Source organism: Streptomyces sp. NPDC093018, assembly GCF_040684035.1.
In the GTDB taxonomy this organism is placed as follows: domain Bacteria; phylum Actinomycetota; class Actinomycetes; order Streptomycetales; family Streptomycetaceae; genus Streptomyces; species Streptomyces murinus.
In genome coordinates this window covers 58,924-85,176 of record NZ_JBFBFF010000009.1, presented here as the reverse complement: position 1 = coordinate 85,176, position 26,253 = coordinate 58,924, and the positions used below count along the sequence as shown (strand labels likewise).

The following is a 26,253-nucleotide window of genomic DNA, read 5'->3' as shown; positions in this document are numbered from 1 at the left end:
CGACCATGACGTCTTCGACCCCTTCGAACCCCTCCGGCCCCGCCCGGCCCTCCCGGCGGGACCGTGCCGAGGCACTGCCCGAGCAGATGCGCGAGGCGCTGCGCCGACGGCTCGCCGGCCGCGCCGGCGGCACCGCCCCGGCCGCCCGGCAGGGCATCCCGCGCGCCGACCGGGACCGCCCGCTGCCGCTGTCCTTCGCCCAGCAGCGCCTGTGGTTCCTGGACCGGCTGCGCCCCGGCGACCCCCGCTACAACAGCGCGGTCGCGGTCCGCTTCACCGGCCCGCTGGACCAGGAGGCGCTGGGCGGTGCCCTGGCCGCCGTCGTGGCCCGGCACGAGGCCCTGCGCACCACCTTCGAGGAGACCGACGGCCGCCCGGCGCAGCGCGTCGACCCGGCGGGCCCGGTGCCGCTGCCGGTCCGCGACACCACCGACCTGGACGCGGACCTGAGAGCGGAGTACGCCCGCCCCTTCGACCTGCGGCACGGTCCGCTGCTGCGCGCCCTGCTGCTGCGCGAGTCCGCCGTCTCGCACGTCCTGCTGCTGACGGCCCATCACATCATTACCGACGGCTGGTCCATGGGCGTCGTCCTGGACGAGCTGTGCACCGCCTACGACGCCCTCGCCCGGGGTGCCGCGCCACAACTGCCGCCGGTGGCCACGCAGTACCCGGACTTCGCGGTGTGGCAGCGCGAACAGCTCTCCGGCGCCCCGCTCGATCGCCAACTCGCGCACTGGAAGGAGCGGTTGACCGGCGCGGTGGCACCGGAGCTGCCCCTGGACCGGCCGCGCCGCGGCGAGGAGGCGGGCACCGGAGCCGTCCACAGCTTCACCGTCCCTGCCGGGCTCACCACCCGGCTGCGCACCCTCGCGCGGGAGCAGCACAGCACCCTGCACACCGCCCTGGTCGCGGCGACACAGGCCCTGCTGGCCCGCTGGTCGGGACAGGACGACATCACCGTCGGCTCCCTGACCCCCGGCCGCTCCCGCACCGAGCTGGAACGCACCGTCGGCTTCTTCGTGAACACCGTCGTGCTGCGCACCGCGGTGGACCGGTCCGGCTCCTTCCGCGAGCTGCTGGCGCGGACCGCCGACACCGTCAACGACGCCTTCGCGCACGGCGACACGCCGTTCGAACGGGTCGTGGAGGCGGTCGGCGCACCCCGCGAGGCCGGCCGCAACCCGCTGTTCGACGTGCTCGTGCTGCTGCACCCCGACCCGCCCGCCGCGACCGCCCCGCACGGCCTCGCCACCAGCCAGGTCGAGGTGCCCCGGCAGGCGGCCACCTTCGACCTGAGCGTGGAGTTCGTGCCGGACGGCGAGCGCCTGACCGGGCTGCTGGAGTACCGCGCCGACCTGTTCGACGCGGCCACGGCCGAACGGCTGGCGGGACAGCTGCTGCGCCTGCTGGAGGGCGCCGCCGACGCCCCGGACCGCCCGCTGGGCACCCTGCCGCTGCTGTCCGAGGCGGAGACACGCCAGGTCCTCGCCTTCGGCGACCCCGGCACGCACCATTCCGAGCCCGACGCCCTGCACACGGAGCTGTTCGAGCGCCGTGCCGCCCGCACCCCGGACGCCCTCGCCCTCGTCGCGGGCGGCGAACGGCTGGACTACGGCACCCTCAACGCCCGCGCCAACCGGCTCGCCCACCACCTCATCGCCCGCGGCGCGGGGCCGGAGCAGCTGGTCGCGCTGCGGCTGCCGCGCACCGCCGACATGATCACCGCGATCCTCGCAGTCTGGAAGTCCGGCGCCGGCTACCTCCCGCTCGACACGGCCCTGCCCGCGGAACGCGTCCGGTACCTGCTGGACGACGCCCGTCCGGCCCTGGTGCTGGACGAGGACGCCCTGCGCGCCGTACCCGTGACCGCCCCGGACACCGACCCGACCGACGCCGACCGGCGCGCCCCGCTGGACGCGGAGCACACCGCATACGTCATCCACACCTCCGGCTCCACCGGCCGCCCCAAGGGCGTCGCCGTGTCCCACCGCTCGGCGGCGCACCTGCTCGCCGCGCACCGGGCGGGCTTCGTCGCCGAGGCGGGCGGCGGCCCGCTGCGCATCGCGCTCACCGCCTCGTTCTCCTTCGACACCTCCCTGGAGGGCGTGCTGCTGCTGGCCGACGGCCACCCGCTGCACCTGGTCGACGAGGTGACCCGGATGGACCCGGCCGCCCTGGTCGAGTACGTCGTCGAGCACCGCGTCGACTTCCTCGACGTCACCCCCTCCTATCTGCGCCAGCTGCTGCCCGCCGGGCTGCTCACCGACCCCCGGCACCACCCCCGGGTCCTGATGCTCGGCGGCGAGGCGGTCGGACCCGCGCTCTGGCGGGAGCTGGCCGCCCACCCGGACGTGACCGCCCACAACTTCTACGGCCCCACCGAGTGCACCGTGGACGCGCTGTCCTGCCGCATCGACGGCGGGGACCGCCCGCTGGTGGGCCGCCCGCTGCCCGGTGTGCGCGCCTATGTGCTGGACGACCGGCTCCAGCCGGTGCCGCCCGGGGTCGGCGGCGAGCTGTACCTCGCGGGCGGCCAGCTGGCCCGCGGCTACACCGGCCGCCCCGGTCTGACCGCCACCCGGTTCCTGCCCGACCCGTACGGCCCGGCCGGGACCCGCATGTACCGCACCGGCGACCTGGCCCGCTGGACCGCCGACGGCCGACTCGACTACCTCGGGCGCGCCGACGACCAGGTCAAGGTGCGCGGCCACCGCATCGAGCCCGGCGAGATCGAGGCCGCGCTGCTCGCGCTGGACGGCATCACCGCCGCCGCGGTCGTCGCCGTACCCGACGCCCACGGCCACACCCGCCTCGCGGCCTACGTCGTGCCCGCGCCCGGCGCGCCCCGGCCCGCTTCCGCCGAACTGCGGGCCGCCCTGCGCCGCGTGCTGCCCGACGCCTGGGTGCCGTCCTCATTCACCGCCCTGGACGCACTGCCGCTGACCACCAGCGGCAAGCTGGACCGCCGCGCCCTGCCCGTCCCACAAACCCCGGAGGCGGAACGGGAGTTCGTCGCCCCCCGCACCCCTGAGGAGGAGACCCTGGCGGCCGTCTGGGCCGAGGTGCTCGGGGTGGACCGGGTCGGCGTCACGGACAACTTCTTCGAGCTGGGCGGCGACTCGATCCTGAGCATCCAGGCCGTCTCCCGGGCCCGCGCCGCCGGGCTGCGGATCGGCTCGCAGGACGTCTTCCGGCACCAGACCGTCGCCGACCTGGCCGCCGCCGCGAGCCTGCGCACCGCCGCCGTGCCGGCACCCCGCCGTCCGAAGCAGGAGGGGCCCGCCCCGCTCACCCCGGTCCAGGAGTGGTTCTTCACCACGCACGGCCCGCTGCGGCACTTCAGCATGTCGATGCTGCTCGACCTGCCGCACGACCTCGACGAACGGGCCCTGGAACAGGCGCTGACCGCCCTGGTGGCCAGGCACCCGGCCCTGCGCACCCGCTTCGTCCGCTCCGGCGACACCTGGCTCCAGCACCCCGGCGCCGCCCCGGACGGCCCGCCGCTGACCCGCCACGCCCCCGGGACCCCGCCCGCCGAGGCCGCCGAGGCGGCCCGCGCGGCCCTCGACCCGGCCACCGGGACACTGCTGCGCGCGGCCCTGCTCACCGGCGGTGAGCGCCCGCAACTCTTCCTCACCGCACACCACCTGGCGGTCGACAGCGTCTCCTGGCGGGTGCTGCTCACCGGCCTGGCGGAGGCCTACCGGCAGGCGGCGGCAGGGGAGGAGTTCCGGCCCGAGCCCGAGCACACCGCGTTCGCCGACTGGGCGCGCGACCTGTCCGACCTGGTACGGGCCGGCGACCTGGACGACGACCTGCCCTACTGGACGCGGGAGGTGGCCCAGCCCCGCACCCCGCTCCCCGTCGACCTGCCCGGCACCCCGCTCGCCGGATCCGTGCGCACCGTCCGCACCCGGGTGGACCGCGCCACCACCGAGGCGCTGCTGCGGCGCGTGCCGACGGCGTACCGCACCCAGGTCAACGACGTCCTGCTGAGCGCGCTCGGCCGGGTCTTGGCCGACTGGACGGGCACCGACCGCGTGACCGTCGCGCTGGAGGGCCACGGCCGGGAGGAGGACCTGGCCGAGGGTACCGACCTGTCCCGCACGGTCGGCTGGTTCACCACCCAGTACCCGGTCACCCTGACCCCGGCCGCACCGGACGACTGGGGGAGCACCCTCAAGGCCGTCAAGGAGCGGCTGCGGGCGGTACCCCGACGCGGCCTGAGCTACCAGGCGCTGGCCCACCTCGGCTCGCCCCGCCCGGAGGCCCGCGCCCTCGGTGAACTCACGCTGCCCCAGGTGTGCTTCACCTATCACGGCCAGTGGGAGGCGCCCGGCGGCGGCGACTTCGCACCCGTCGCCGACGTACCCGGACGGGACACCGGCCCCGGCGAGCCGCTCGACCACCTCCTCGATGTGTCCGCCCTGGTCGCCGACGGCGAGCTGGAGATCACCTGGCACTACAGCGACCAGGTGCACCGGGCCGACACCGTACGGCGGTTGGCCGACGGCATGGTGCGGGCGCTCGGCGCCCTCACCGAGCACTGCGCGCGCCCCGGCGCGGGCGGCCGTACCCCCTCCGACTTCCCGCTGGCCCGCCTCGACCAGGCCGCGGTGGACCGCGTCGCCGGCGACGGCCGCGACACCGAGGACCTGCTGCCGCTCACCCCGCTCCAGGAAGGCATGCTCTTCCACCGGCTGGTCGGCGGACCCGACGACGTGTACGTCGACCAGGCCGCGCTGCTCCTCGAAGGCGTCACCGACCCCGATGCGCTCGCCCTGGCCTGGCAGCACATCACCGACCGCACCCCCGCCCTGCGCACCTCCGTGGTGTGGGAAGGCGTGCCGGTCCCGCTCCAGGTCGTGCACCGCCAGGTCACCGTGCCCGTCGAGCACATGGACTGGCGGGAACTGGACCCGGCGGAGCGGGACACGCGCTGGGACCGGCTGCGCGCCGACGACCTCGCGCGCGGACTGGACCTCACCGCAGCCCCGCTGATGCGGCTCACCCTCGTCCGGCTGCCCGGGGACCGGCTGCACCTGCTGTGGACCTCCCACCACCTCATCCTGGACGGCTGGAGCCTGGCCCAGGTCCTCACCGAGGTGTTCGCCGAATACACGGCGCTGACCACCGGCACCGCGCCCCGGCCCACGGCCCGCCGGCCGTTCGGCGACTATGTGCGCTGGCTGGCCGGGCAGGACGGCGCGGCGGCCCGCGCGCACTGGCGGGACGTCCTCGCCGGGTTCGCCACGCCCACCCCGCTGCCCGCCGACCGGGTCCGGCGCCCGGGGCACGAGACCCGCTCCGCGAGCCTGCACACGGCCGCCCTGTCCGACGAGGTCTCCGCGCGCTTGGCCCGCGCCGCCCGCGCCGCCGGGCTCACCCTCGGCACCGTGGTGCAGGGCGCCTGGGCGCTGCTGCTGTCCCGCTACGGCGCCGAACCGGACGTGCTGTTCGGCACCACCGTCTCCGGGCGCCCCGACGACCTGCCCGGCGTCGAGTCGATGGTCGGCATGTTCATCAACACCCTGCCCACCCGGGTCCGCGTGGACGGCCGCCGTACCGCCACCGCCTGGCTCAGGGAACTCCAGGAAGCACAGGCCGACGCACGGCGGTTCGCGGCGGTGTCCCTCGCCGAGCTGACCGCGCTGAGCGACGTGCCGTCCGGGAGCCCGCTGTTCGACAGCATGGTGGCCTTCGAGAACTACCCCTTCGACGAGGCCCGTTCGGCCGAAACCGGGATACGCCTGGCGGACGTCTCCGCCCGCGACGCCACCAACTACGCGCTCGTACTGCGCGCCTTCCAGGGCGACCGGTTCGGCTTCGACCTCGCCTACGACCCCCAGCTGTTCGAACCCGCGACCGTACGGGACCTCGCCGACCGGCTGTGCCTGCTGCTCACCGAGCTGGCCGACGACCCGGAGCGGCCGGTGCGCGACCTCGCCTGGATCACCGCCGAGGAACGGCGGCGCCTCCCGGCGCAGTGGAACGGCACCGAGGAGGGCCGGCCCGCCGACACCCTGGACGGCCTCTTCACCGCCCAGGCCGCCCGCACCCCCGGCGCCGAGGCCGTCAGCTGCGGCGCCGACCGGCTCGACTACGCCACCCTCGACGCCCGCTCCGGACAGCTCGCGCACCGGCTCGCCGAACTCGGCGCCGGACCCGAGACGTTCGTGGCCCTGGCGCTGCCCCGCTCCACCGATCTCGTCGTGGCCGTCCTCGCCGTGCTGAAGACCGGCGCCGCGTATCTGCCCATCGACCCCCGGCTGCCCGCCGAGCGGATACGGCACCTGCTCGCCGACGCCGCCCCGGTGGCCCTGGTCACCACCAGCGGGGCCGAGGCCGACCCTGTCGTACCGCTGCTGCTCCTGGACGACCCCGAGGTCCGCGCCGACCTGGCCCGCCGTCCGGCCGCGGGACCGGCCCGCCGCGCGCTGCCCGAGGGCCCCGCCTACGCCATCTACACCTCCGGCTCCACCGGCCTGCCCAAGGGCGTGGTCGTCCCGCACACCAACGTGGTCCGCCTGTTCACCCGCACCCGGCACTGGTTCGGCTTCGGCGCCGACGACGTGTGGACGCTGTTCCACTCCTACGCCTTCGACTTCTCCGTCTGGGAGCTGTGGGGCCCGCTGCTGCACGGCGGCCGGCTGGTGATCGTCCCCGAGGACACCGCACGCTCCCCGGAGGACTTCCTGCGGCTGCTCGCCGACGAACGGGTCACCGTCCTCAACCAGACCCCCTCCGCGTTCTACCCGCTGGTCCGGGCGGACGCCGAACTCCCGGACGTCAGTGCCCGGTTGGCCCTGCGTACGGTGATCTTCGGCGGGGAGGCGCTGGACGTGGACCGGCTCGCCGACTGGTATCTGCGCCACCCGGACACCGCGCCGCGCCTGGTGAACATGTACGGCATCACCGAGACCACCGTGCACGTCACCTACGCCCCGCTGGACCGCTTCACGGCCCGCACCGGTGCCGCGAGCCCCATCGGCACCGGCATCCCGGACCTGCGGGTCCATGTGCTGGACGAACTGCTGCGGCCCGTGCCCCCCGGCGCCGTCGGCGAGCTGTTCGTCGCCGGTGAGGGCCTGGCGCGCGGCTATCTGAACCGGCCCGGCCTCACCGCGACCCGGTTCCTCGCCGACCCGTTCGGACGGCCCGGCACCCGCATGTACCGCACCGGGGATCGCGCCCGCAGGCGTGCCGACGGCTCCCTCGAATACCTGGGCCGCGCCGACCAGCAGGTGAAGATCCGCGGCTACCGCATCGAACCCGGCGAGATCGAGGCCGCCCTGCACACCCACCCGGGCGTCGGCGCCGCCGCCGTCGGCGTGTACGAGGACGCCGCCGGGACCCGCCGCCTGGTCGCCCACGTCGTCGGCACCGGCACCGGCGACCGCATCACGCCACCGCCGCCCGCCGTCGAACTGCGGGCCCACCTTGAGGGGTTGCTGCCCGCGCACATGGTGCCCGCGGCCTATGTGCCGATGGCCGCGCTGCCGCTCACCGTGAACGGCAAGCTCGACCGGCGCGCCCTGCCCGCCCCCGGCCCGGACGGTTTCGCCGCGGACCGCGCGCGTACCTCCCTGCGCACCCACGCCGAACGGCTGGTCGCCGCCGCCTGGACGGACGTCCTGGACACCGACGAGGTCGGCGCCGACGACGACTTCTTCGCGCTCGGCGGCGACTCCATCCTCGCCGTGCGGGTCACCTCCCGGCTGCGCGCCGCCTTCGGCACCGACGTCTCACCCCGGCTGCTGTTCACTCACCCCACGCTGTCCGCCCTCGCGATCGCGCTCGGTGAACCGGCGGGGCCCGCGCACACCGCCGACGCAATCCCGGCCCTCCCCGCGGACGCCCCGGCACCCCTGTCGTACGCGCAGCAACGCCTGTGGTTCCTCGACCGGTTCGAGCCCGGCAGCACCGAGTACACCACTCTGTCCGCGCTGCGGCTGCGCGGCCCGCTCGACACCGGCGCCCTCGGCGCCGCCCTGGACGGCCTGGTCGCCCGGCACGAGTCCCTGCGCACCACGTTCGCCGAACACGACGGGCAGGCACGGCAGATCGTCCACCCGGCGCACCCCGTCGACCTGCCGGTGACCGAACTCCCGGACGCCACGGACCTGGACGGCTTCCTGGAGCAGGCGGCCGCCACCCCCTTCGACCTGACCACCGGACCGCTGCTGCGCGCCCGGCTGGCCCGCCTCGCCGCCGACGACCACGACCACGTTCTCGTCCTGGCCGTGCACCACATCGTCACCGACGGCTGGTCCATGGGCGTGCTCGGCCGGGACCTGAGCGAGCTGTACGCTGCGGCCCTCGCGGACCGTCGCCCCGAACTCCCCGCGCTGCCCGTCCGCTACGCCGACCACGCCGCCTGGCAGCGGGCCCGCGCCGACCGGGCCGAGACCGAACTCGCCCACTGGCGCGCCGCCTTGGACGGTGTCACCCCGCTGGAACTGCCCACCGACCGGCCGCGCCCCGCGGTCCGCGGCCGCGACGGCGACCTGGTGACCTTCACCCTCCCGGCCGCCCTGACCGAGCGGCTGCGCGAACGCGGCCGGGAGGCCGACGCCACCCTCTACATGACGCTGGTGACGGCCTGCCAGATCCTGCTGGCGCGCTGGGCCGGACAGGAGGACATCACCGTCGGCACCGTGACCGCGGGACGCGACCGGCCCGAACTGCACGACGTGGTCGGCATGTTCGTCAACACCCTGGTGCTGCGCTCCCGGATCCGTCCCGAACTGCCCTTCCGCGAGCTGCTGTCCGAGGTCCGCGGAACCGTCCTGGACGCGTTCGCCCACCAGGAGGTGCCCTTCGAGCGGGTGGTGGACGCCGTCCAGCCCGAGCGGGACACCAGCCGCACCCCGCTGTTCCAGGTCATGGTCGCCCTGCACAACCTGGACTCCGAGCCGCCCCGGCTGCCCGGCCTGACCGCGGAGCCGGTCACCCCGCCGGTCCGCACCGCCACCTTCGACCTGGCCTTCGACTTCGTCGAGACCGACGGCGGCCTGACCGGCCATCTGGAGTACAACACCGGGCTCTTCGACCGCGACACCGTCCAGCGCCTGGCCGGACGGCTGCACGTCCTGCTGGACGCCGCGACCGAGGCCCCGGAGCGGGCGGTCGGCGCGCTGCCGCTGATGACCGACGCCGAACGGCGGCAGGTGCTCCGCCACGGCGAGGGCGCCCGGCTGCCCGCGCCGGACACCACCTTCCCCGCCCTGTTCGAGGCCCGCGCCGCCCGCACCCCGCACCTCACCGCCCTGGTCGCCCGCGACACCACGCTCGACTTCGCCACGCTCAACGAGCGCGCCAACCGGCTCGCCCACCACCTCATCGCGCAGGGCGCCGGCCCCGAGGACGTCGTCGCCGTACGCCTCCCGCGCACCTCCGAGCAGGTGATCGCGCTGCTCGCGGTCGCCAAGGCGGGCGCCACCCTGCTCAGCCTCGACCCCGAACTCCCGCAGGAGCGAGCCGACTTCCTGCTCTCCGACGCCCGCCCGCAGACCCTGCTCGCCGACCTCGCCGAGGTGCCCTGGGACCGGCTGCCCGCCCACGACCCGACCGACGCCGACCGCGTCCGGCCGCTGCTGCCCGGACACACCGCCTACCTCGTCTACACCTCCGGCTCCACCGGCCGGCCCAAGGGCGTCGCCGTCGAACACCGGCAGCTCGTCAACCTGTGCCACGACCACGAGCGGGGCCTGCTCGCCCCGCACACCGCCGACGGCCGACGGCTGCGGGCCGCGCTCAGCGCCTCCTTCTCCTTCGACACCTCCTGGGAAGGGCCGCTGCTGCTCGTCCTCGGCCACGAGGTGCACCTGATCGACGAGGACGTACGCCTGGACCCCGAGGCGTTCTGCGCCCAGGTCGCCGACCGCCGCCTCGACCTGGTGAACGTCACCCCGTCCTTCCTGCGGGAGCTGACCGCCGCCGGGCTGCTGGCCCCCGGCCGCCACCACCCGGGCCTGCTGCTCGTCGGCGGCGAGGCCGTCACCCCGGCCGACTGGCGTGAACTCGCGCGGGTGGAGCATGCGTCGGGGATCGCCGTGTACAACATGTACGGGCCCACCGAGTGCACCGTCGACGCCGTCTACGGCCGTGTCGCCGACCGCCCCGACCGGCCCGTCATCGGCCGCCCCGGCGGCAACCTGCGCGCCTACGTGCTCGACGGCGCCCTGCGCCCGGTGCCGCCCGGGGTGCCCGGCGAGCTGTACCTCTCCGGCGCCCAGGTGGCCCGCGGCTACCTGAACCGGCCCGGCCTCACCGCCGCCCGCTTCGTCGCCGACCCGTTCGGGGCGCCGGGCGAGCGGATGTACCGCACCGGGGACCGGGCCCGCTGGGACCGGGAGGGGCTGCTGGAGTTCCTCGGCCGGGTGGACGAGCAGGTCAAGATCCGCGGGTTCCGCATCGAGCCCGGCGAGGTGGAGGCCGCACTCCTCGGCCACCCGGACGTCACCGACGCCGCCGTCACCGCACGCGAACACGCCGGGCGCCTGATGCTCGTCGGCTACGTGGTGCCGGCAGGCGAGCGCGTCCCGTCCGCCGACGATCTGCGCCTCGCGCTGCGCCGTACCCTGCCCGACCACATGGTGCCCACCGCGTTCGTCCCGCTGGCCCGCATCCCGCGCACCACCAGCGGCAAGACCGACCGGCGCGCCCTGCCCGCCCCGCCCGCACAGCCCGAGGGCACCACCCCCTACGTCGCCCCCCGGCCCGGCACGGAGGAAGGCCTGGCCGCGATCTGGGCGCAGGTGCTCGGCGTCGAACGGGTCGGTGCCCGCGACAACTTCTTCGCGCTCGGCGGCGACTCCATCCTCAGCATCCAGATCGTCGCCCGCGCCCGGCAGGCCGGACTCGCCCTCACCACCAAGGACGTCTTCCGCCACCAGACCGTCGCCGAACTCGCCCTGCGCACCGAGGAGTCGGCGCCCCGCGCCAGCGTCGCCGAACAGACCGGCGAGGCACCGCTCACCCCGATCCAGCACTGGTACCTGGACGGCCGCGACCCGGGCCACCCGCTCCGCTTCACCATGACCCAGCGCCTCGAACTCGCCCCAGGAACCGGTGAGTCGACCGTGCGCGAGGCCGTCGACGCCCTGGTGCGCCACCACGCGGCGCTGCGCACCCGGTTCCGCCGCAATGCCGACGGCTGGTACCAGGAGGCCCTGCCCCAGGCACCCGACGGCGTCTTCAGCCACCACGACATGGCCGGGACGCCCGACGCCGAGCTGGAGGCCGAGCTCCAACGGCGCACCGACGAGGCACAATCCGCACTCGACCCCACCGAAGGCCGCGTCGTGCGCGCACTGTTCTTCGACCGGGGCCCGGCACAGGCACCCCAACTCGTCATCACCGCACACCACCTGGTGATCGACGGCGTCTCCTGGCGCATCCTGCTCACCGACCTGGAGACCGCCCACCGGGCGGCGGCGGCCGGTCAGCCCGTCGAACTCCCCGCCACCGGCACGTCGTTCACCCACTGGGCCACCCGGCTCGCGGACCACACCCGCTCCGGCGCCCTGGACACCGACCTGCCGTACTGGACACGCACCGCCGACGCCCCCGCCGCACTGCCCCCGGGCCGCCCGGGACCCAACACCCACGGCAGCGCCGCCACCCTCACGGTCACCCTGGACGCCGCGACCACCGACGCCCTGCTGCGCAAGGTCCCGGACACCTACCGCACCCAGGTCAACGACGTCCTGCTCAGCGCCCTCGGCCGCACCCTGGCCCGCTGGTGCGGGCGCGACACCGTCCTGCTGGGCGTGGAGGGACACGGCCGGGAGGACCTGTTCGAGGACGTCGACCTGTCGCGGACCGTCGGCTGGTTCACCGCCGAGTACCCGCTCGCCCTCACCGCCGACCCGGACGCCGGATGGCACGACACCCTGCGCTCGGTCAAGGAGCAGCTGCGCGCGGTGCCGCTGCACGGCCTCAGCCACGGCGCGTTGCGCCACCTCGTCCCCGGCAGCCCGCTGACCGGCGCCCCGGCCCCGCAGATCGGCTTCAACTACCACGGCCAGTGGGACACCGGCAACGCCGACAGCGACGGCCTGGTCCGCGGCTCCCTGCCCCCGGCAGGCCGGGACACCGACCCGGACGAACCCCGCCCCTACGTGCTGGACATCACCGGCGTCGTCCAGGACGGTCGCCTGGAGCTGGGCTGGACCTACCCGGCGGCCGTCCACGACGAGGACACCGTCCGCCGCCTCGCCGAGGAGACCCTCGCCGCCCTGCGGGACATCGTGGCCCACTGCGCCCTGCCCACCGCGGGCGGCCGCACGCCCTGTGACTTCCCGCTCGCCGGACTCGCCCAGGACCAGCTGGACCGGCTCGTCGGCACAGGCCGCGGCATCGAGGACGTCCTGCCGCTCACCCCGCTCCAGTCCGGCATGCTCTTCCACGGCCTCGTGGACACCGAGCACGCCTACTTCGACCGTACGGCCGTACGACTGGGCGGGGTGGCCGACCCGGGGGCCTTCGCCACCGCCTGGCAGCAGATCACGGACCGCACCCCGGCCCTGCGCGGCTCCGTGCACTGGCACGGCCTGCCCCACCCGGTGCAGCTGGTCCACCGGCGCGTCGAACTGCCCGTCACCCGGCTCGACTGGCGCGCCCTGACCCCCGCACAGCGCGCGGCGGCCACCGAGCGGCTGCTCGCCGAGGACCGCGCGGCCGGCATGGACCTCACCACCGCACCGCTCACCCGGCTCACCCTCGCGGCCCTGCCCGGCGACGAGGTCCTTCTGGTGTGGTCCACCCACCACATCGTCCTCGACGGCTGGAGCACCGGGCAGCTGCTCACCGAGGTGTGCGAACGCTACGCCGCCCTCACCGGCGGCCCGGACCCGGCGCCCCCCGCACGACGGCCGTTCGCGGACTTCCTGCACTGGCTCGCCGCCCAGGACGAGACGGCCGCCGAACGGCACTGGTCCGAGACACTGTCCGGCTTCACCGCCCGCACCCCGCTGCCGTACGACCGCACGCCTGCCGAGGCCCACCGCGCCCGGTCGGCCGCCGCCGTCCACCATGAGCTGGACGCGGACGTCTCGCGCAGGCTGCGGGAGAGCGCCGCACGCGCCGGACTCACCGTCAACACCGTCCTGGAGGGCGCCTGGGCCCTGCTGCTGGCCCGCTCCAGCGGCCAGGACGACGTGGTGTTCGGCACCACCGTCTCCGGCCGCCCGGCCGAACTGCCCGGCGTCGAAGGCATGATCGGCATGTTCATCAACACCGTGCCGACCCGCGTCCGGATTCCCGCCGGGCCGGTCCTGCCGTGGCTGCGCGGCCTCCAGGAACGGCAGAGCGACGCCCGCCGCTTCGACTTCCTCGCCCTGCCCCGCATCCAGGCCATGAGCGAAGTCCCGCCCGGCGAGCCCCTGTTCGACAGCATGGTGGTCTTCGAGAACTACCCGGTGGACGAGTCGGCCACGGCCCGTACCGGTGTGCGGGTCGAGGAGGTGCGCGCCGACGACGCCACCACCTTCCCCTGGTGCCTGCGCGCCCACCTCGCCGGACGGCTCGGCTTCGACCTCGCCTACGACCCCGCCCTGTTCGACGCCGCCACCGCCGAGCGCGCCGCGGACCGCCTGGCCGCGCTGCTGACCGCCCTCGCCGACGGCTTCGACACCGACCTGGACGGGCTCGACCTGCTCGTCCCGGCGGACCGCGCACTGCTCGCCGCCTGGAACACCACCGCCCGGCGGGCCGCCCCGCGCAGCCCGGTCGACCTGTTCGCCGAACAGGCCCACCGCACCCCCGACGCGATCGCGGTCCAGGACGGCGACCGGGAGCTGACCTTCGGAGAGCTGCACGACCGGGCCGCCGCGCTGGCCGGACGGCTGCTGTCCGACGGGCTCGCGGCCGAGGACCGGGTGGCGCTGCTCCTGGACCGCTCCGCCGAACTCGTCGTCGCCCAGCTCGCGGTGCTCATGGCCGGCGGCGCCTACCTGCCCGTCGACACCCGGGCCCCCGAGGAACGCCGCCGCGCCCTGCTCGCCGGGGCCGGCGCGACGGTCCGGCTCACCGCCGCCGACGTGACCGCCGCCCGGACCGGCAGCCCCGCACCGCACCTCCCGGCCGCCGACCCCGACCGGCTGGCCTACGTGATGTTCACCTCCGGCTCCACCGGCCTGCCCAAGGCGGTCGCGGTACGGCACCGGGACGTCGCCGCGCTGGCCACCGACGGCCGGTTCGCGGACGGCGTGTGCGACCGGGTGCTGCTGCACTCGCCGGTGGCCTTCGACGCCGCCACCTTCGAGGTGTGGGCACCGCTCCTCAACGGCGGCCGCGTGATCGTGGCACCGGACGGAAGCGTGGACGCCGCCCTGCTGCGCCGGTACGCCGACGGCGGCGGGCTGACCGCGCTGTGGCTGACCGCCGGACTGTTCCGGCTGCTCGCCCAGGACGCCCCCGACTGCTTCCGCGGTCTGCGGCAGGTGTGGACCGGCGGTGACGTGGTGCCCGCCCCGGCCGTGCGCCGGGTCCTCACCGCCTGCCCCGGCCTGACCGTCGTGGACGGCTACGGCCCCACCGAGACGACGACCTTCGCGACGTCCTTCGCGCTGACTGACCCGCGGACGGTGCCCGACACCCTGCCCATCGGCCGCCCGCTCGACGACATGCGCGTGCACGTCCTCGACGCCCGGCTGCGGCCCGTGCCGCCTGGCTGCGCGGGCGAGCTGTACCTCGCCGGGGAAGGCGTGGCCCGCGGCTACCTCGGCCGCCCCGGCGACACCGCCGCCCGCTTCCTCGCCGATCCGTTCGGGGCGCCCGGCGAGCGGATGTACCGCACCGGCGACCTGGCCCGCAGGCGGCCGGACGGCACCGTCGAGTTCCTCGGCCGCGCCGACGACCAGGTCAAGATCCGCGGCTTCCGGGTGGAGCCCGGCGAGGCCGAGACCGCGCTCGCCGCCCACCCGGACATCACCGACATCACCGTGCTGGCGCGCGAGGACCGGCCGGGCGCCAAGCGGCTCGTGGCGTACGTCGTCGGACCGGCCGCCGACGACATCGAGGAACTGCGGGCCTTCGCCGCCCGCACCCTGCCCGACTACCTCGTGCCCGCCGCCTTCGTCCCGCTCGCCGCCCTCCCGCTGAGCCGCAACGGCAAGGTCGACCGGGCCGCCCTGCCCGCGCCCGACACCCAGCCCGGGCGCGCACGGGTGGCGCCCCGCACCGAGGCCGAACGGCGCACCGCGGACGTCTTCGGCGAGGTGCTGGGCAGCGAACCGCCCGGCGTCGAGGACGACTTCTTCCAGCTGGGCGGCGACTCGATCCTCAGCATCCGGCTCGCCTCCCGCCTCGCGGAGGTCTTCGACACCGACGTCACACCCCGCGCGGTGTTCACCCACCCCACCCCGGCGGCGCTGGCCCGGCTGCTCGGCGACCGGCAGGGCTCCGGCCGCCCGGCCATCGTCCCGGTCGCCCGGGACGCCGTCGCACCGATGTCCCACGCCCAGCAACGCCTGTGGTTCCTGCACGAGTTCGAACCCGCGGGCGCCGAGTACGTCACCGCGCTCGCCCTGCGGCTGCACGGCACCCCGGACACCGGCGCGCTCCGCGCGGCCCTCACCGCCGTGATCGCCCGGCACGAGTCGCTGCGCACCACCTTCGACAGCGTCGACGGGCACGGCATCCAGCGCGTGCACCCGCCGCAAGAGGTCCCGCTGCCCGTGCACGACCTGACCGGGCTCGCCCCGGCCGAGCGGGAACCCGGGCTGCGCCGTCTGCTCGCCGCCGAACGCGCCCGGCCGTTCGACCTGCGCGAGGGCCCGCTGCTGCGGGCCGGCCTGGTCCGGCTCGCCGACGACGACCAGGTGCTCACCCTCGCCCTGCACCACATCGTCACCGACGGCTGGTCCACCTCCGTCCTGCTCGGCGACCTCGCCCACTTCTACCGGGCCGAACTCGGCGTCGCACAGGCGCCGTTGCCGCCGCTGCCGGTGCAGTACGCCGACTACGCGCACTGGCAGCGCACCACCGGGGACTCCGGCACCGACGAGCACCTCGCGTACTGGAAGGAGCACCTGGCCGACACCGCCCCCCTGGAGCTGCCCACCGACCGGCCCCGGCCGCCGGTGCGCACCAGCGCGGGCGCCACCGCCCGGCTGGTGGTGCCCGCCCGGACCGTACGCGGTCTGACCCGGCTCGCCCGCGACCACGGGACCACCCTGTTCACCACGCTCGTCGCCGCCGCCCAGGCGTACCTTGCCCGGCTCTCCGGTGCCGAGGACATCGCCGTCGGCACCGTCACCTCCGGCCGTGACCGGCCCGAGACCCAGCCCCTCGTCGGGTTCTTCGTGAACACCCTGGTGCTGCGCTCCCGGGCCGAGGCGGGAGCGCCGTTCTCCGGGTTCCTCACCGCCGTACGGGGGACCGTCCTGGACGCCTTCGCCCACCAGGACGTGCCCTTCGAACGGGTCGTCGACGAGGTGCAGCCCATCCGGGACACCAGCCGCAGCCCGCTCTTCCAGGTCATGGTCGTCCTCCAGAACACCCCGGCCGCCGGCCTCGATCTGCCGGGACTGGACGTCACCGACGTCGAACCCGACTCGGACCAGGCCGCGTTCGACCTCACCCTGGAGTTCGCCGAGACCGGCACCGGGGAGCTGCACGGCCTGCTCACCTACAACACCGACCTGTTCGACCCGGCCACGGCCGAGCGGATGGCCGGCCAGCTCGGCACCCTGCTGCACGCCGTCGCCACCGACCCGGACCGCCCACTGGGCGCCCTGCCGCTGTCCTCCGACGGCGAGCTGAAGGCGCTGCTCGACCAGGGCCGGGGCGACTTCCCGCCGGTGCCCGAGCGCACCCTGCCGGACCTGTTCGAACAGCAGGCGGCCCGCACCCCGGACGCGGTCGCGCTGGTGGACGGCGACCGCGAACTGAGCTACGCCGAGGTGGACCGGACGGCCAACCGGCTGGCCCACCGGCTGATCCGGGACGGTGTCGGACCGGAGCGCGTGGTGGCCCTGGCGCTGCCCCGCTCGGCGGCGACCGTCGTGGCCCAGCTCGCCGTCGCCAAGGCCGGCGGCGCCTTCCTGCCCGTGGACCCGAACTACCCCGCGCAGCGAAGGGAGTTCATGATCCGGGACGCGGGCGCCCACCTGGTCCTCGACGACCCCGCCGGGATATGGGCGGCCGAAGGACCGGAGTCGGCACCCACGGACGCCGACCGCGCCCGCCCCCTGACCCCCGCCCACCCCGCCTACGTCATCTACACCTCCGGCTCCACCGGCACCCCCAAGGGCGTCGTCGTCACCCACCGGGGCCTGGCCTCCTTCGCCGCCGCGGCCGCCGAACGCTACGAGGCGGGACCCGGCGACCGGGTGCTCCAGTTCGCCTCGCCCAGCTTCGACGCCTCCGTACTGGAGCTGTGCGTGTCCCTGCTCAGCGGGGCCGCGCTGGTGACCGGCGAGGAAGGACCGCTGGTCGGGGAGCGGCTGGCCGAGGTGCTCGCCGTACGACGCGTCAGCCACACGCTGATCCCACCGGCCGCCCTCGCCACCGTACCGCCGGAGACCGCCGCCGCCCTGCCCCATCTGCGCACCCTCATCGTCGGCGCGGAAGCCTGCCCCGCCGACCTCGTCGCCGCCTGGGCCCCGGGCCGCCGCATGATCAACTCGTACGGGCCCACCGAGGCGACCGTCGTCGCCACCTGGACCGGACCGCTCGCCCCCGGCACCGGCGCGCCGCCCATCGGCCGCCCCGCCGCCGGCACCCGCGTCCAGGTGCTCGACGCCGCCCTGCGCCCCGTACCGCCCGGCGTGACCGGCGAGCTGTACATCGCCGGGCCCGGCCTCGCCCGCGGCTACCTGGGGCGGCCGGGACTCACCGCCCAGCGGTTCGTGGCCGATCCGTTCGGCGGCCCGGGGGAGCGGATGTACCGCACCGGGGACCTGGTCCGCTGGACCGCCGACGGGCGGCTCAGGTTCGCCGGACGCGCCGACGACCAGGTCAAGCTGCGCGGGTTCCGCATCGAGCCCGGCGAGATCGAGAGCGCGCTGCGCACCAGCGCCCTGGTGCGGGACGCCGTGGTGGTCGTACGCCCGGGGGAGACGCCCGGCGCGCCGGACCGGCTCGTCGCCTACGTCGTACCGACACCAGCGTCCACCCCCGAGCACTCCACCCCCGAGCACTCCACCCCCGAGCACTCCGGTGCCGCGCTGTCCGTCAGCGAGCTGCGGCTGCACCTCGCCGGGCTGCTGCCGCCGCACATGGTGCCGTCGGCGTTCGTCCCGCTCGACCGGCTGCCGCTCACCCCGAACGGCAAGACCGACCGGCACGCCCTGCCCGCCCCCGGGCCCGCGCAGGCCGACGGACCGCGCACCGCGCCCCGCACCGACACCGAACGCCGGGTCGCCCGCATCTGGGCCGACGTCCTCGGCATCGAGGAGGTCGGCGCCGACGACAACTTCTTCGCGCTCGGCGGCGACTCCATCCTCAGCATGCAGGTCGTCTCCCGGCTGCGCCGCGACGGACTGCACGTCGCCACCCGCGATCTGTTCACCCACCAGACCGTCGCCGAACTCGCCGCCGTGGTCCGCACCGCGCCCCGGCCGTCCGACGACGGACCGGTCACCGGCGAGGTGCCGCTCACCCCGATCCAGGAGTGGTTCCTCACCAAGCCCCGCGCGGCCCACCACCACTTCAACCAGTCGGCGCTCCTCGAACTCGACGGCCTCCCCGACCCGAAGGCACTGGGCGCCGCGCTCGACGCCCTGCTCGACCACCACGATGCCCTGCGCATGCGATTCACCCGGGACGAACACGGCGGCTGGCGGCAGTTCAACCCGCCACCCGCCCCCGGGCAGGACATCCTCGTCCGGCACGACCTGAGCGGACTGTCCGCCGAGGACGCCGACGCGGCCATGGCGAAGACCGCCGACGAACTGCACGCCGGCTTCGATCTGGCCCACGGCCCGCAGCTGCGCGCGGCCCTGTTCACCGGCGACCCGGACCGCCCCGTGTTCCTGCTGCTGGTCGCCCACCACCTCGTGGTGGACGCCGTCTCCTGGCGCGTCCTGCGCGACGACCTGGAGACCGCCTACCGGCAGGCCCACGCGGGCGACCCCATCACCCTGGGGGAGCGCGGCACCAGCTTCCGGGACTGGTCCACCCGGCTGTCCGGGTACGTCGCCGAGGGCGGCCTCGACCACGAACTGCCCCACTGGGAAGAGGCCGTACGCTCCGCACCCGCAGCCGACCCCGCACCCGCGGCCGACGCGGGCCCGGCCGCCACCGTGAGCGTGGCACTCGACGAGGAGGACACCACCGCCCTGCTCCGCTCCGCGCCCACCGCCTACCGCACCCGCGTCAACGACGTGCTGCTCGCCGCCCTCGCCCTCGCGCTGGCCCGCTGGACCGGACACGACCGCGTCCGCCTCGACCTGGAGGGGCACGGCCGCGAGGACCTGCTCGACGGCGTCGACCTGTCCCGCACCGTCGGCTGGTTCACCACCGTCTACCCGGTCGCCCTCCAGGTGTCCGAACCCGGCGACCTCGGCCCCGACCGCGACTGGCGGTCCCTGGTGAAGTCCGTACGACGCCAGCTGCGCGCGGTGCCCGGCAACGGGATCGGCTTCGGCGCGCTGCGCACCTTCGGGACGCCCGAGGTCCGCGAACGCCTCGGCGAACACGCCCACAGCCAGGTGGTGTTCAACTACCTCGGCCAGTGGGACGCCCGCCCCGAGACCGGTGACGGCGGCCTGGTCCGCGCCGAACACGGCTCGTTCGGGCAGGACCACGACCCCCGGGACCCCGGCTCGCACCTGGTGGAGGTGGTGGGTGCCGTCCAGCACGGCCGGCTCGCCTTCACCTGGCACCACCGGCCCGCCGTCCACGACACGGCGAGCGTGCGCCGGGTCGCGGAGGACTTCGCCGAGGCCCTGCGCCAACTCGCCCGGCACGCCAGGGGAGGCCGATGACGGCGTTCCCCCACGAGGCACCGCCCCGGCGCACCGCCCGGCGCGGGCCGCGCGCACCCCGCGCCCCCACCCGCACACCGCTTCCGGCCTTCCCACCCGAACCGAACCCCAAGGAGAACGACATGGACGAGAACACCCGCTACCAGGTGCTGCGCAACGACGAGGAGCAGTACTCCCTCTGGCCCGTCGACATCGAGGTGCCCGCCGGCTGGCAGCCCGTCGGCAAGGAGGGCACCGAGGCCGAGTGCTCCGCCTATGTCGACGAGGTGTGGACCGACATGCGGCCCAAGAGCCTGCGCGAGCGCATGGCGAACACGGGCGCCTGACCTGCCGTACCCGCACCACCCGCCGGGCCGCCCGTGTGTCGGCCCGGCGGCGCACCGCACCCCACACTCCCCCCCCCACGCACGGAACCGCCGCACCGGCGCCCCACCGCCCTCGGCCCTCACCCCACCGCAACACTCCCGAGGAGCCCGTCATGACCCCCGAACTGCGCACCGAACGCCTGCAGTTCCTCCCCTATCGGCCAGAACACGAGGACGTCTTCGTCGAGTTGCTGCGCGACGAGGAGGTGTGCCGCTGGATGGGCCAGGACCTCGTGCCCGAACCGCAGATCCGCGAGGTGTTCCGCGCCATCCTCACCGACATCTACCCCCAGGGGCGGTTCGACGTCTGGGGCCTGTGGCTGGCGGGCCGCTACATCGGCCACGCCGAGGTGAAGCCGACCGGCAACGTCGAGGGCCATGAACTCGTCACCGCCCTCGCCCCCGGCTACTGGGGGCAGGGACTGGGCGGCGAGGCGGTCCGCGGCCTGCTCCGGCACGCCGCCGAAAACCTTGGCCTCACCGAGGCGTACGGCATGGTCGGCGCCGAGAACACCGCCAGCCTGGCCATGTGCCGCCGCCTGGGCTTCCGCCATCTGCGCGATGTCGTCGGCGACGACGGCTCGGTGACGAAGCTGCTGGTCATCCCCACGGCGGCGGGCGGGCCGGAAGGGGCGTCGCGTACGGCCGCCGAGGCCACCGCGCAGACCCCGACGCCCGCCACCGACCCACCGGCCGCCCCAGCGCCCGCCGCAGCACCGGGCGGTGAGGGCCTGACCGGAGTGCCGGGGGCCGCGGTCTCGGCTGGGGTGGCGGATGGCGAGGACTTGGCTGGGGTGGCGGGTGGCGAGGACTTGGCTGGGGTGGCGGGTGGCGAGGACTTGGCTGGGGTGGCGGGTGGCGAGGACTTGGCTGGGGTGGCGAGGGGGGAGGGTTTGGCTGGGGTGGCGACCGGCCGGAGTTTGGCTGGGGCGCCGGGCGGTGAGGGCCTGACTGGCGTGCCGGGGGTCGCGGTCTCGGCTGGGGTGGCGGATGGCGAGGACCTGGCCGGGGCGGCGACCGGCCAGGGTTTGGCCGGGGTGGTGAGGAGCGAGGGCCTGACTGGGGCGGCGCGCGGCGAGGGCTTGGCCGGGGCGGCGCGCGGCGAGGGTTTGGCCGGAGTGCCGGGCGGTGAGGGTTTGGCCGGGGCGCCGGGCGGTGAGGGACTGGCCGGGGCGGCGAGTGCCGGGGAAGCCGGATGAGCCGGCCGCCGCTCGCCGAGGAGGCCGCCGGGGCCGCGGACACCGGCCCGCCGCCGGGTCTGTGGCGCAACCGCGACTTCAACCTGCTGTGGACCGGGCAGTCCCTGTCCGACCTGGGCGGCGCCATGGTGGATCTGGCCCTGCCGCTGCTGGTGCTGCAGCAGACCGGGTCCCCGACGCGGGCCGGGGTCGTCGGCACGGCCGGGCTCGTCACCACCCTGGTGTGCCGGCTGCCGGCCGGTGTCCTCGCCGACCGGTTCGACCGGCGCCGGCTGATGATCGTCTGCGACGCGCTGCGGATCGCCGTGTACGCCCTGCTCGGCTGGGCGGTCCTGACGGGTGCCGCCCAACTGCCGGTGATCCTCGCGGTGGTGGTCGCCGGAGCCGCCGCCACCGCCGTCTTCAGCACCGTCGAGCACGCCTCGATACGCAGCCTGGTCCGCCCGGACCAGCTCGCCTCCGCCGTCGCCCGCAACGAGGCACGGACCTACGGCGTGTCGCTGGCCGGACCACCGCTGGGCGGCCTGCTGTTCGGGCTCGGCCGGTTCCTGCCCTTCCTCGGCAACGCGCTGAGTTTCGTGGTGTCCCTGGCGGCCGTGTGCTGGATCAGGCGGCCGCTGCAGCAGCCCCGCAAAGAGGTGGCCGCGCCCGTCGGCGCGTCCACCGCGGAGGGGCTGCGCTTCTTGCTGGGGCATCCGTTCCTGCGCGCGCTGCTGGTGATCGCGGCTCCGCTGAACATGGCCTTCACCGGCATGATCTTCGCGATGACCCTCGCCCTGCGCCGGGCGGGCGTCGCACCGGCCCTGGTGGGTGTCGCCGGTGCGATCTTCGCGCTCGGCGGCCTCCTCGGGGCCTTCGCCGCCCCAGCGCTCCAGCGGCGTCTGCGGCTGCCCGTCCTGATCACGCTGCTGTGCTGGGCGACCGCCGCGCTGATGGCCGTCAGCACACTGCTGTCCGGCTCCGTCCTGGCCGCGGTGCCGCTGGCCGCCGCCGTCTTCCTCGGCCCCACCGCGAACGCCACCCTCTTCGGTCACCAGGCCGCCGTCACCCCCGACCACTTACAGGGCCGCGTGGTCAGCGGCGTCCTGCTCGCCGCCGGCTCGGCCGCCGCCCTCGCCCCCGTCCTGGCCGGTGCGCTACTGGCCCGCTGGAGCCCCGGTCCGGCCATGCTGGTCTTCCCGGCCCTGGTCGTCGTCGCCGCGGTGACGGCCACCGTCAGCAAAGGCATCCGGGCGATGTCGGCCTAGGGGGCGTCGACGCCGGTCGCCCGGCGGTCATCGGCCGGCCGGGTCGAGGACCGCTGTCACGAGCCGACGCGCGTAGGCGGCGTCGAGTCCGTCCGGACGGAAGAGGATGCGGTACATCAGCGGGGCGACGACATGGTCGATGACCGTCTCGACCCCGGGCACCGTCTCCCCGCGTTCGGACGCGCGGGTGAGGACGACGTCGATCTGTTCCGCGGCGTAGGCGGAGCACCGGCCCGCGTTGCCGCCGTCCGGGTCGCCGAGGAGGGCGTCGCGGATGTAGGCGCGGCCGGCGGGGGAGGCCATCTCGTCGAGGAACTGCTCGGCCCAGGCCGTGAGGTCGCAGGACAGGGTGCCGTGGTCGCCTGGCGTGGTCTCGGGCCGCAGTCGTTCGACCGCCACGTCGGACAGCAGCTCCTGGAGATCGCCCCAGCGGCGGTAGACCGTCGATGGCGTCACGCCCGCACGCTGGGCGATCATCGGTACCGTCAGGGCGTCGCGGCCCACCTCCGAGGCGAGTTCACGCACGGCCGTATGCACCGATGCCTGGACCCGGGCGCTGCGTCCCCCGGGGCGAACCATCTGCCTGCTCATGACACCTAGCTTAAAGCGAAATCATTGCTCTAGCGGGCCGCACGCCCGCACGCCCGCACGCACGCCCGCCCGCACGCCCGCCCGCACTCCCGCGCGGCCACGTCCTCCGGTCACGCGACCCGCGCGAGGTCACGGGCGGGCCGGGTCTGCTCGTAGGCGTGGCCGACCCGCAGCAGCACACTCTCTTCGAGTGGCCGCCCGAGCAGTTGCATACCGATCGGCAGCCCCGCCGTGTCGTGGCCGACCGGTACGGACAGGGACGGTACCCCGGTGATGTTGGCCGGGGACGACAGACGTACGTAGGCGTCGGAGACACTCTCGACGGTGCCGTCGGCCCAGGTGACGGTCTCCTGACCGGCTCTGACGGCGGTCATCGGGACGGTGGGGGCGGCGATGAGGTCGACCTCACGCAACACGCGGGCCCACTCCTGCCGCATGAGGGTGCGGGAGCGCTGAGCGCGCAGATAGTCCCCGGCGGTCATCAGCTCACCCGCCTCGAGAAGGATGCGGACATCGGACTGGTAGAGCTCGGGGACCGTGCGCAGGGTGGCCTCGTGATAGGCGGTGGCCTCGGGCACCATCAGACCCCACTGGGTGGCCTGGATGTAGCGGGTCATGGGGATCTCGACGTCTACGAGGCGTGCGCCGAGCGCCTGGAGCTGGTCGACGGCGTGCCGGACCGCACCTTCGATCTCGGGGTCGACGTGGTCGAAGTAGTAGTTGCGCGGCACGCCGACCCGCAGCCCCGTCAGATCCGTACCCGCGTCCGGCCGGTGGTCCACGGCGGGTGCGGGCAGCGAGGCGGGGTCCCGGGGGTCGTGCCCGGCCAGCGCGGTCAGGACCAGGGCCGCGTCCTCGACGGTACGGGTGATCGGGCCGACGTGGTCCAGCGACCAGGACAGGGACGTGACGCCGTGCCGCGGGAGAAGGCCGTAGGTCGGCTTGAGACCGACCACCCCGTTCAGCGCGGAGGGCACCCTGATGGATCCGCCGGTGTCGGTGCCCAGGGCGAAGGTGGCCATGCCCGCGGCGACGGCGACGGCGGAACCGCCGCTGGAGCCACCGGCGACCCGCCCGGTGTCCCAGGCGTTGTGGGTCTCCGGGGTGATCAGGCCGTAGGCGAACTCGTGCGTCTGCGTCTTGCCCAGCAGGACCGCACCGGCCGCCGCCAGGCGCGCGGCGACCGTGCTGTCGCCCCGCGCGCGGTGATCGGCGCGGACCCGGGAACCGGCGCTCGTGGCCGTACCCGCTACGTCGATCAGATCTTTGACGCCCATGGGGATGCCGTGCAACGGGCCGCGACGGCGGCCGGCCACGATGTCGCGTTCCGCTTCACGGGCGGCCTTGCGGGCGCCCTCGGCGGCGACGGTGACGTAGGCATGAAGCTGCGGCTCCCTGTGCGCGATGCGCTCCAGGACCGAGTCCGCCAGCTCGACGGGGGACAGCTGCCGGGCCCGGATCGCTTCGGCGGCCGCGGCCAGGGGCAGTTCATACGGTCGCATCGTGCGCCTCCTGTCCCGCTCGGTAGGCGGCGGCGGGCGCGGTCTCGCCGAAGTCCAGCTCTCGCAGGAGCGCGACCACGGAGTGGATGTGGTTGGCGGTGGCCGCGACCGCGGCGTGGCGGTCGGCGGGCAGCGGAAGCCCGGCACGGGCGGCCCAGCGGGCCGCTTCGGGCGGGGTGAGTTCTGTGTCGGCCATGGGTTTTCCGTTTCCGGGGTCCTCGGGCTGCAGTGGCCCAGAGCACCCCTCAGTCCTAAAAGCTAACCGTTTGCGTTAGCTCACCGTAGGGGCTACCGTTCCTTAAAGCAAATCCATAGCTTTTAGTCGGCTTCTAGTCCCCGACGCGCCGTGCCGCAGTCGTCCCAAGAAGACAGAAGGACCATGAGTACTGAGCCCGCCCCCATCCCCATCCCCACCCCGGCCTCCGGCCCTTCCTGGACCCTGGGCGACGTCACCGTCCACCGCATCGACGAGATCCTCCTGCCGCCCGCGACCGGACCCTGGCTGCTGCCCGACGCCACCCCGGACCTCGTCGCCGCGCAGGACTGGCTGCGCCCCCACTTCGCCGACGCCGAGGGCATCCTGCGCCTGGACAGCCACAGCTTCGCGTTCACCCTCGGCGGCCGGCGCATCCTGGTCGACACCGGCATCGGCAACGGCAAGGAACGGGCCAATCCCGCCTGGCACGACCTGGACACCGACTACCTGCGCGATCTCACCGCCGCCGGATTCCCCCCGGACTCGGTCGACCTGGTGATCCTCACTCACCTGCACGCCGACCACGTCGGCTGGAACACACGGAAGACGGACGGCCGCTGGGTTCCGACCTTCCCCAACGCCCGATACCTGACCGCACGCACCGAGCGGGAGTTCTGGGCGGGGTACGACATGGAGGAGGCACGCGCGCAGATGTTCCGGGACTCCGTCATCCCGGTGGAGGAGGCAGGGCTGCTCGACCTCGTCGACGTCCCCGCCGAGGGCGCCGGCATCATCCCTGGCCTGCGTCTGCTGCCCACTCCTGGACACACCCCCGGACATGTGGCCGTCGAGCTGACCAGCCAAGGCCGGACGGCTCTGATCACCGGGGACTGCATCCACCACCCCGTCCAGTTCGCCCATCCCGCCATCGGCGCCTGCGTCGACATCGACCCACGGCGGTCCGAGGCCTCGCGCCGGACACTGCTCGCCTCCCTCGCGGACACGGACACCCTCGTCCTGGGCACCCATTTCGCGCCGCCCACCGCCGGGCATGTGGTCCTCCACCAGGACGGATACCGCCTCTCCCCGGTCCACGCCGGGCGCGGGCCGAGGAGCTGACCGCGCTCCAGGCCCGTGCCTGGCTCTGCCGCCCACGCGGGTATGTACGCGTCCGCGGTCGCAGGCCACTGGCGGACGGGGAGTCCGTGCCGGTCGG

The 26,253-nt window shown here is 75.0% G+C and carries 8 protein-coding genes; 5 read left to right on the top strand and 3 right to left on the bottom strand.

All coding sequences use genetic code 11. The features are described from left to right. Nucleotides 1-5: 5 nt before the first annotated feature. The 4 genes from AB0N90_RS21040 to AB0N90_RS21025 all read left to right on the top strand — a co-directional run bounded on the left by AB0N90_RS21040 (nucleotide 6) and on the right by AB0N90_RS21025 (nucleotide 22,748). The gene (locus AB0N90_RS21040; RefSeq protein ID WP_365198650.1) at nucleotides 6-19,937 is read left to right on the top strand and encodes a non-ribosomal peptide synthase/polyketide synthase; all 19,932 of its coding nucleotides are present in this window, start codon (nucleotides 6-8) and stop codon (nucleotides 19,935-19,937) included. A 122-nt stretch (nucleotides 19,938-20,059) separates the two neighbouring features. Next, nucleotides 20,060-20,263: an MbtH family NRPS accessory protein gene (locus AB0N90_RS21035; protein WP_365198648.1), complete on the top strand. Its 204-nt coding sequence runs from the start codon at nucleotides 20,060-20,062 to the stop codon at nucleotides 20,261-20,263. A 152-nt stretch (nucleotides 20,264-20,415) separates the two neighbouring features. Further along, nucleotides 20,416-21,501, top strand: a complete 1,086-nt coding sequence (locus AB0N90_RS21030; RefSeq protein WP_365198645.1) for a GNAT family N-acetyltransferase — start codon at nucleotides 20,416-20,418, stop codon at nucleotides 21,499-21,501. After that, entirely contained in the window at nucleotides 21,498-22,748 is a 1,251-nt protein-coding gene (locus AB0N90_RS21025) for an MFS transporter (RefSeq protein ID WP_365198642.1), read from the top strand. The genes AB0N90_RS21030 and AB0N90_RS21025 overlap by 4 nt, the downstream gene beginning before the upstream one ends. Nucleotides 22,749-22,775: 27 nt before the next feature. Here the strand turns inward: AB0N90_RS21025 and AB0N90_RS21020 are convergent, their stop codons facing one another. From AB0N90_RS21020 to AB0N90_RS21010, 3 genes are all read right to left on the bottom strand, one after another. Beyond that, on the bottom strand, nucleotides 22,776-23,339 hold the full coding sequence (locus AB0N90_RS21020; protein ID WP_365198640.1) for a TetR/AcrR family transcriptional regulator: 564 nt from the start codon (nucleotides 23,337-23,339) through the stop codon (nucleotides 22,776-22,778). Nucleotides 23,340-23,449: 110 nt separating this feature from the next. Next, nucleotides 23,450-24,841 (bottom strand): amidase, encoded by a 1,392-nt coding sequence (locus tag AB0N90_RS21015; RefSeq protein ID WP_365198637.1) that lies wholly within the window; start codon nucleotides 24,839-24,841, stop codon nucleotides 23,450-23,452. Further along, nucleotides 24,828-25,037, bottom strand: coding sequence for a hypothetical protein (locus AB0N90_RS21010; RefSeq protein WP_365198634.1), 210 nt, complete (start codon nucleotides 25,035-25,037; stop codon nucleotides 24,828-24,830). Before AB0N90_RS21010 ends, AB0N90_RS21015 begins: the two co-directional genes overlap by 14 nt. Nucleotides 25,038-25,220: 183 nt before the next feature. On the opposite strand from AB0N90_RS21010, the gene AB0N90_RS21005 reads away from it, so the two are divergent. After that, on the top strand, nucleotides 25,221-26,156 hold the full coding sequence (locus tag AB0N90_RS21005; protein WP_365198632.1) for an MBL fold metallo-hydrolase: 936 nt from the start codon (nucleotides 25,221-25,223) through the stop codon (nucleotides 26,154-26,156). Nucleotides 26,157-26,253 lie beyond the last annotated feature (97 nt).

Excerpts from the sequence above, each read along its gene's own strand:
- AB0N90_RS21040 (WP_365198650.1), top strand. The coding sequence starts at position 6 with ATGACGTCTTCGACCCCTTCGAACCCCTCCGGCCCCGCCCGGCCCTCC.
- AB0N90_RS21005 (WP_365198632.1), top strand. The coding sequence starts at position 25,221 with ATGAGTACTGAGCCCGCCCCCATCCCCATCCCCACCCCGGCCTCCGGC.
- AB0N90_RS21035 (WP_365198648.1), top strand. The coding sequence starts at position 20,060 with ATGGACGAGAACACCCGCTACCAGGTGCTGCGCAACGACGAGGAGCAG.
- AB0N90_RS21010 (WP_365198634.1), bottom strand. The coding sequence starts at position 25,037 with ATGGCCGACACAGAACTCACCCCGCCCGAAGCGGCCCGCTGGGCCGCC.
- AB0N90_RS21025 (WP_365198642.1), top strand. The coding sequence starts at position 21,498 with ATGAGCCGGCCGCCGCTCGCCGAGGAGGCCGCCGGGGCCGCGGACACC.
- AB0N90_RS21020 (WP_365198640.1), bottom strand. The coding sequence starts at position 23,339 with ATGAGCAGGCAGATGGTTCGCCCCGGGGGACGCAGCGCCCGGGTCCAG.
- AB0N90_RS21030 (WP_365198645.1), top strand. The coding sequence starts at position 20,416 with ATGACCCCCGAACTGCGCACCGAACGCCTGCAGTTCCTCCCCTATCGG.
- AB0N90_RS21015 (WP_365198637.1), bottom strand. The coding sequence starts at position 24,841 with ATGCGACCGTATGAACTGCCCCTGGCCGCGGCCGCCGAAGCGATCCGG.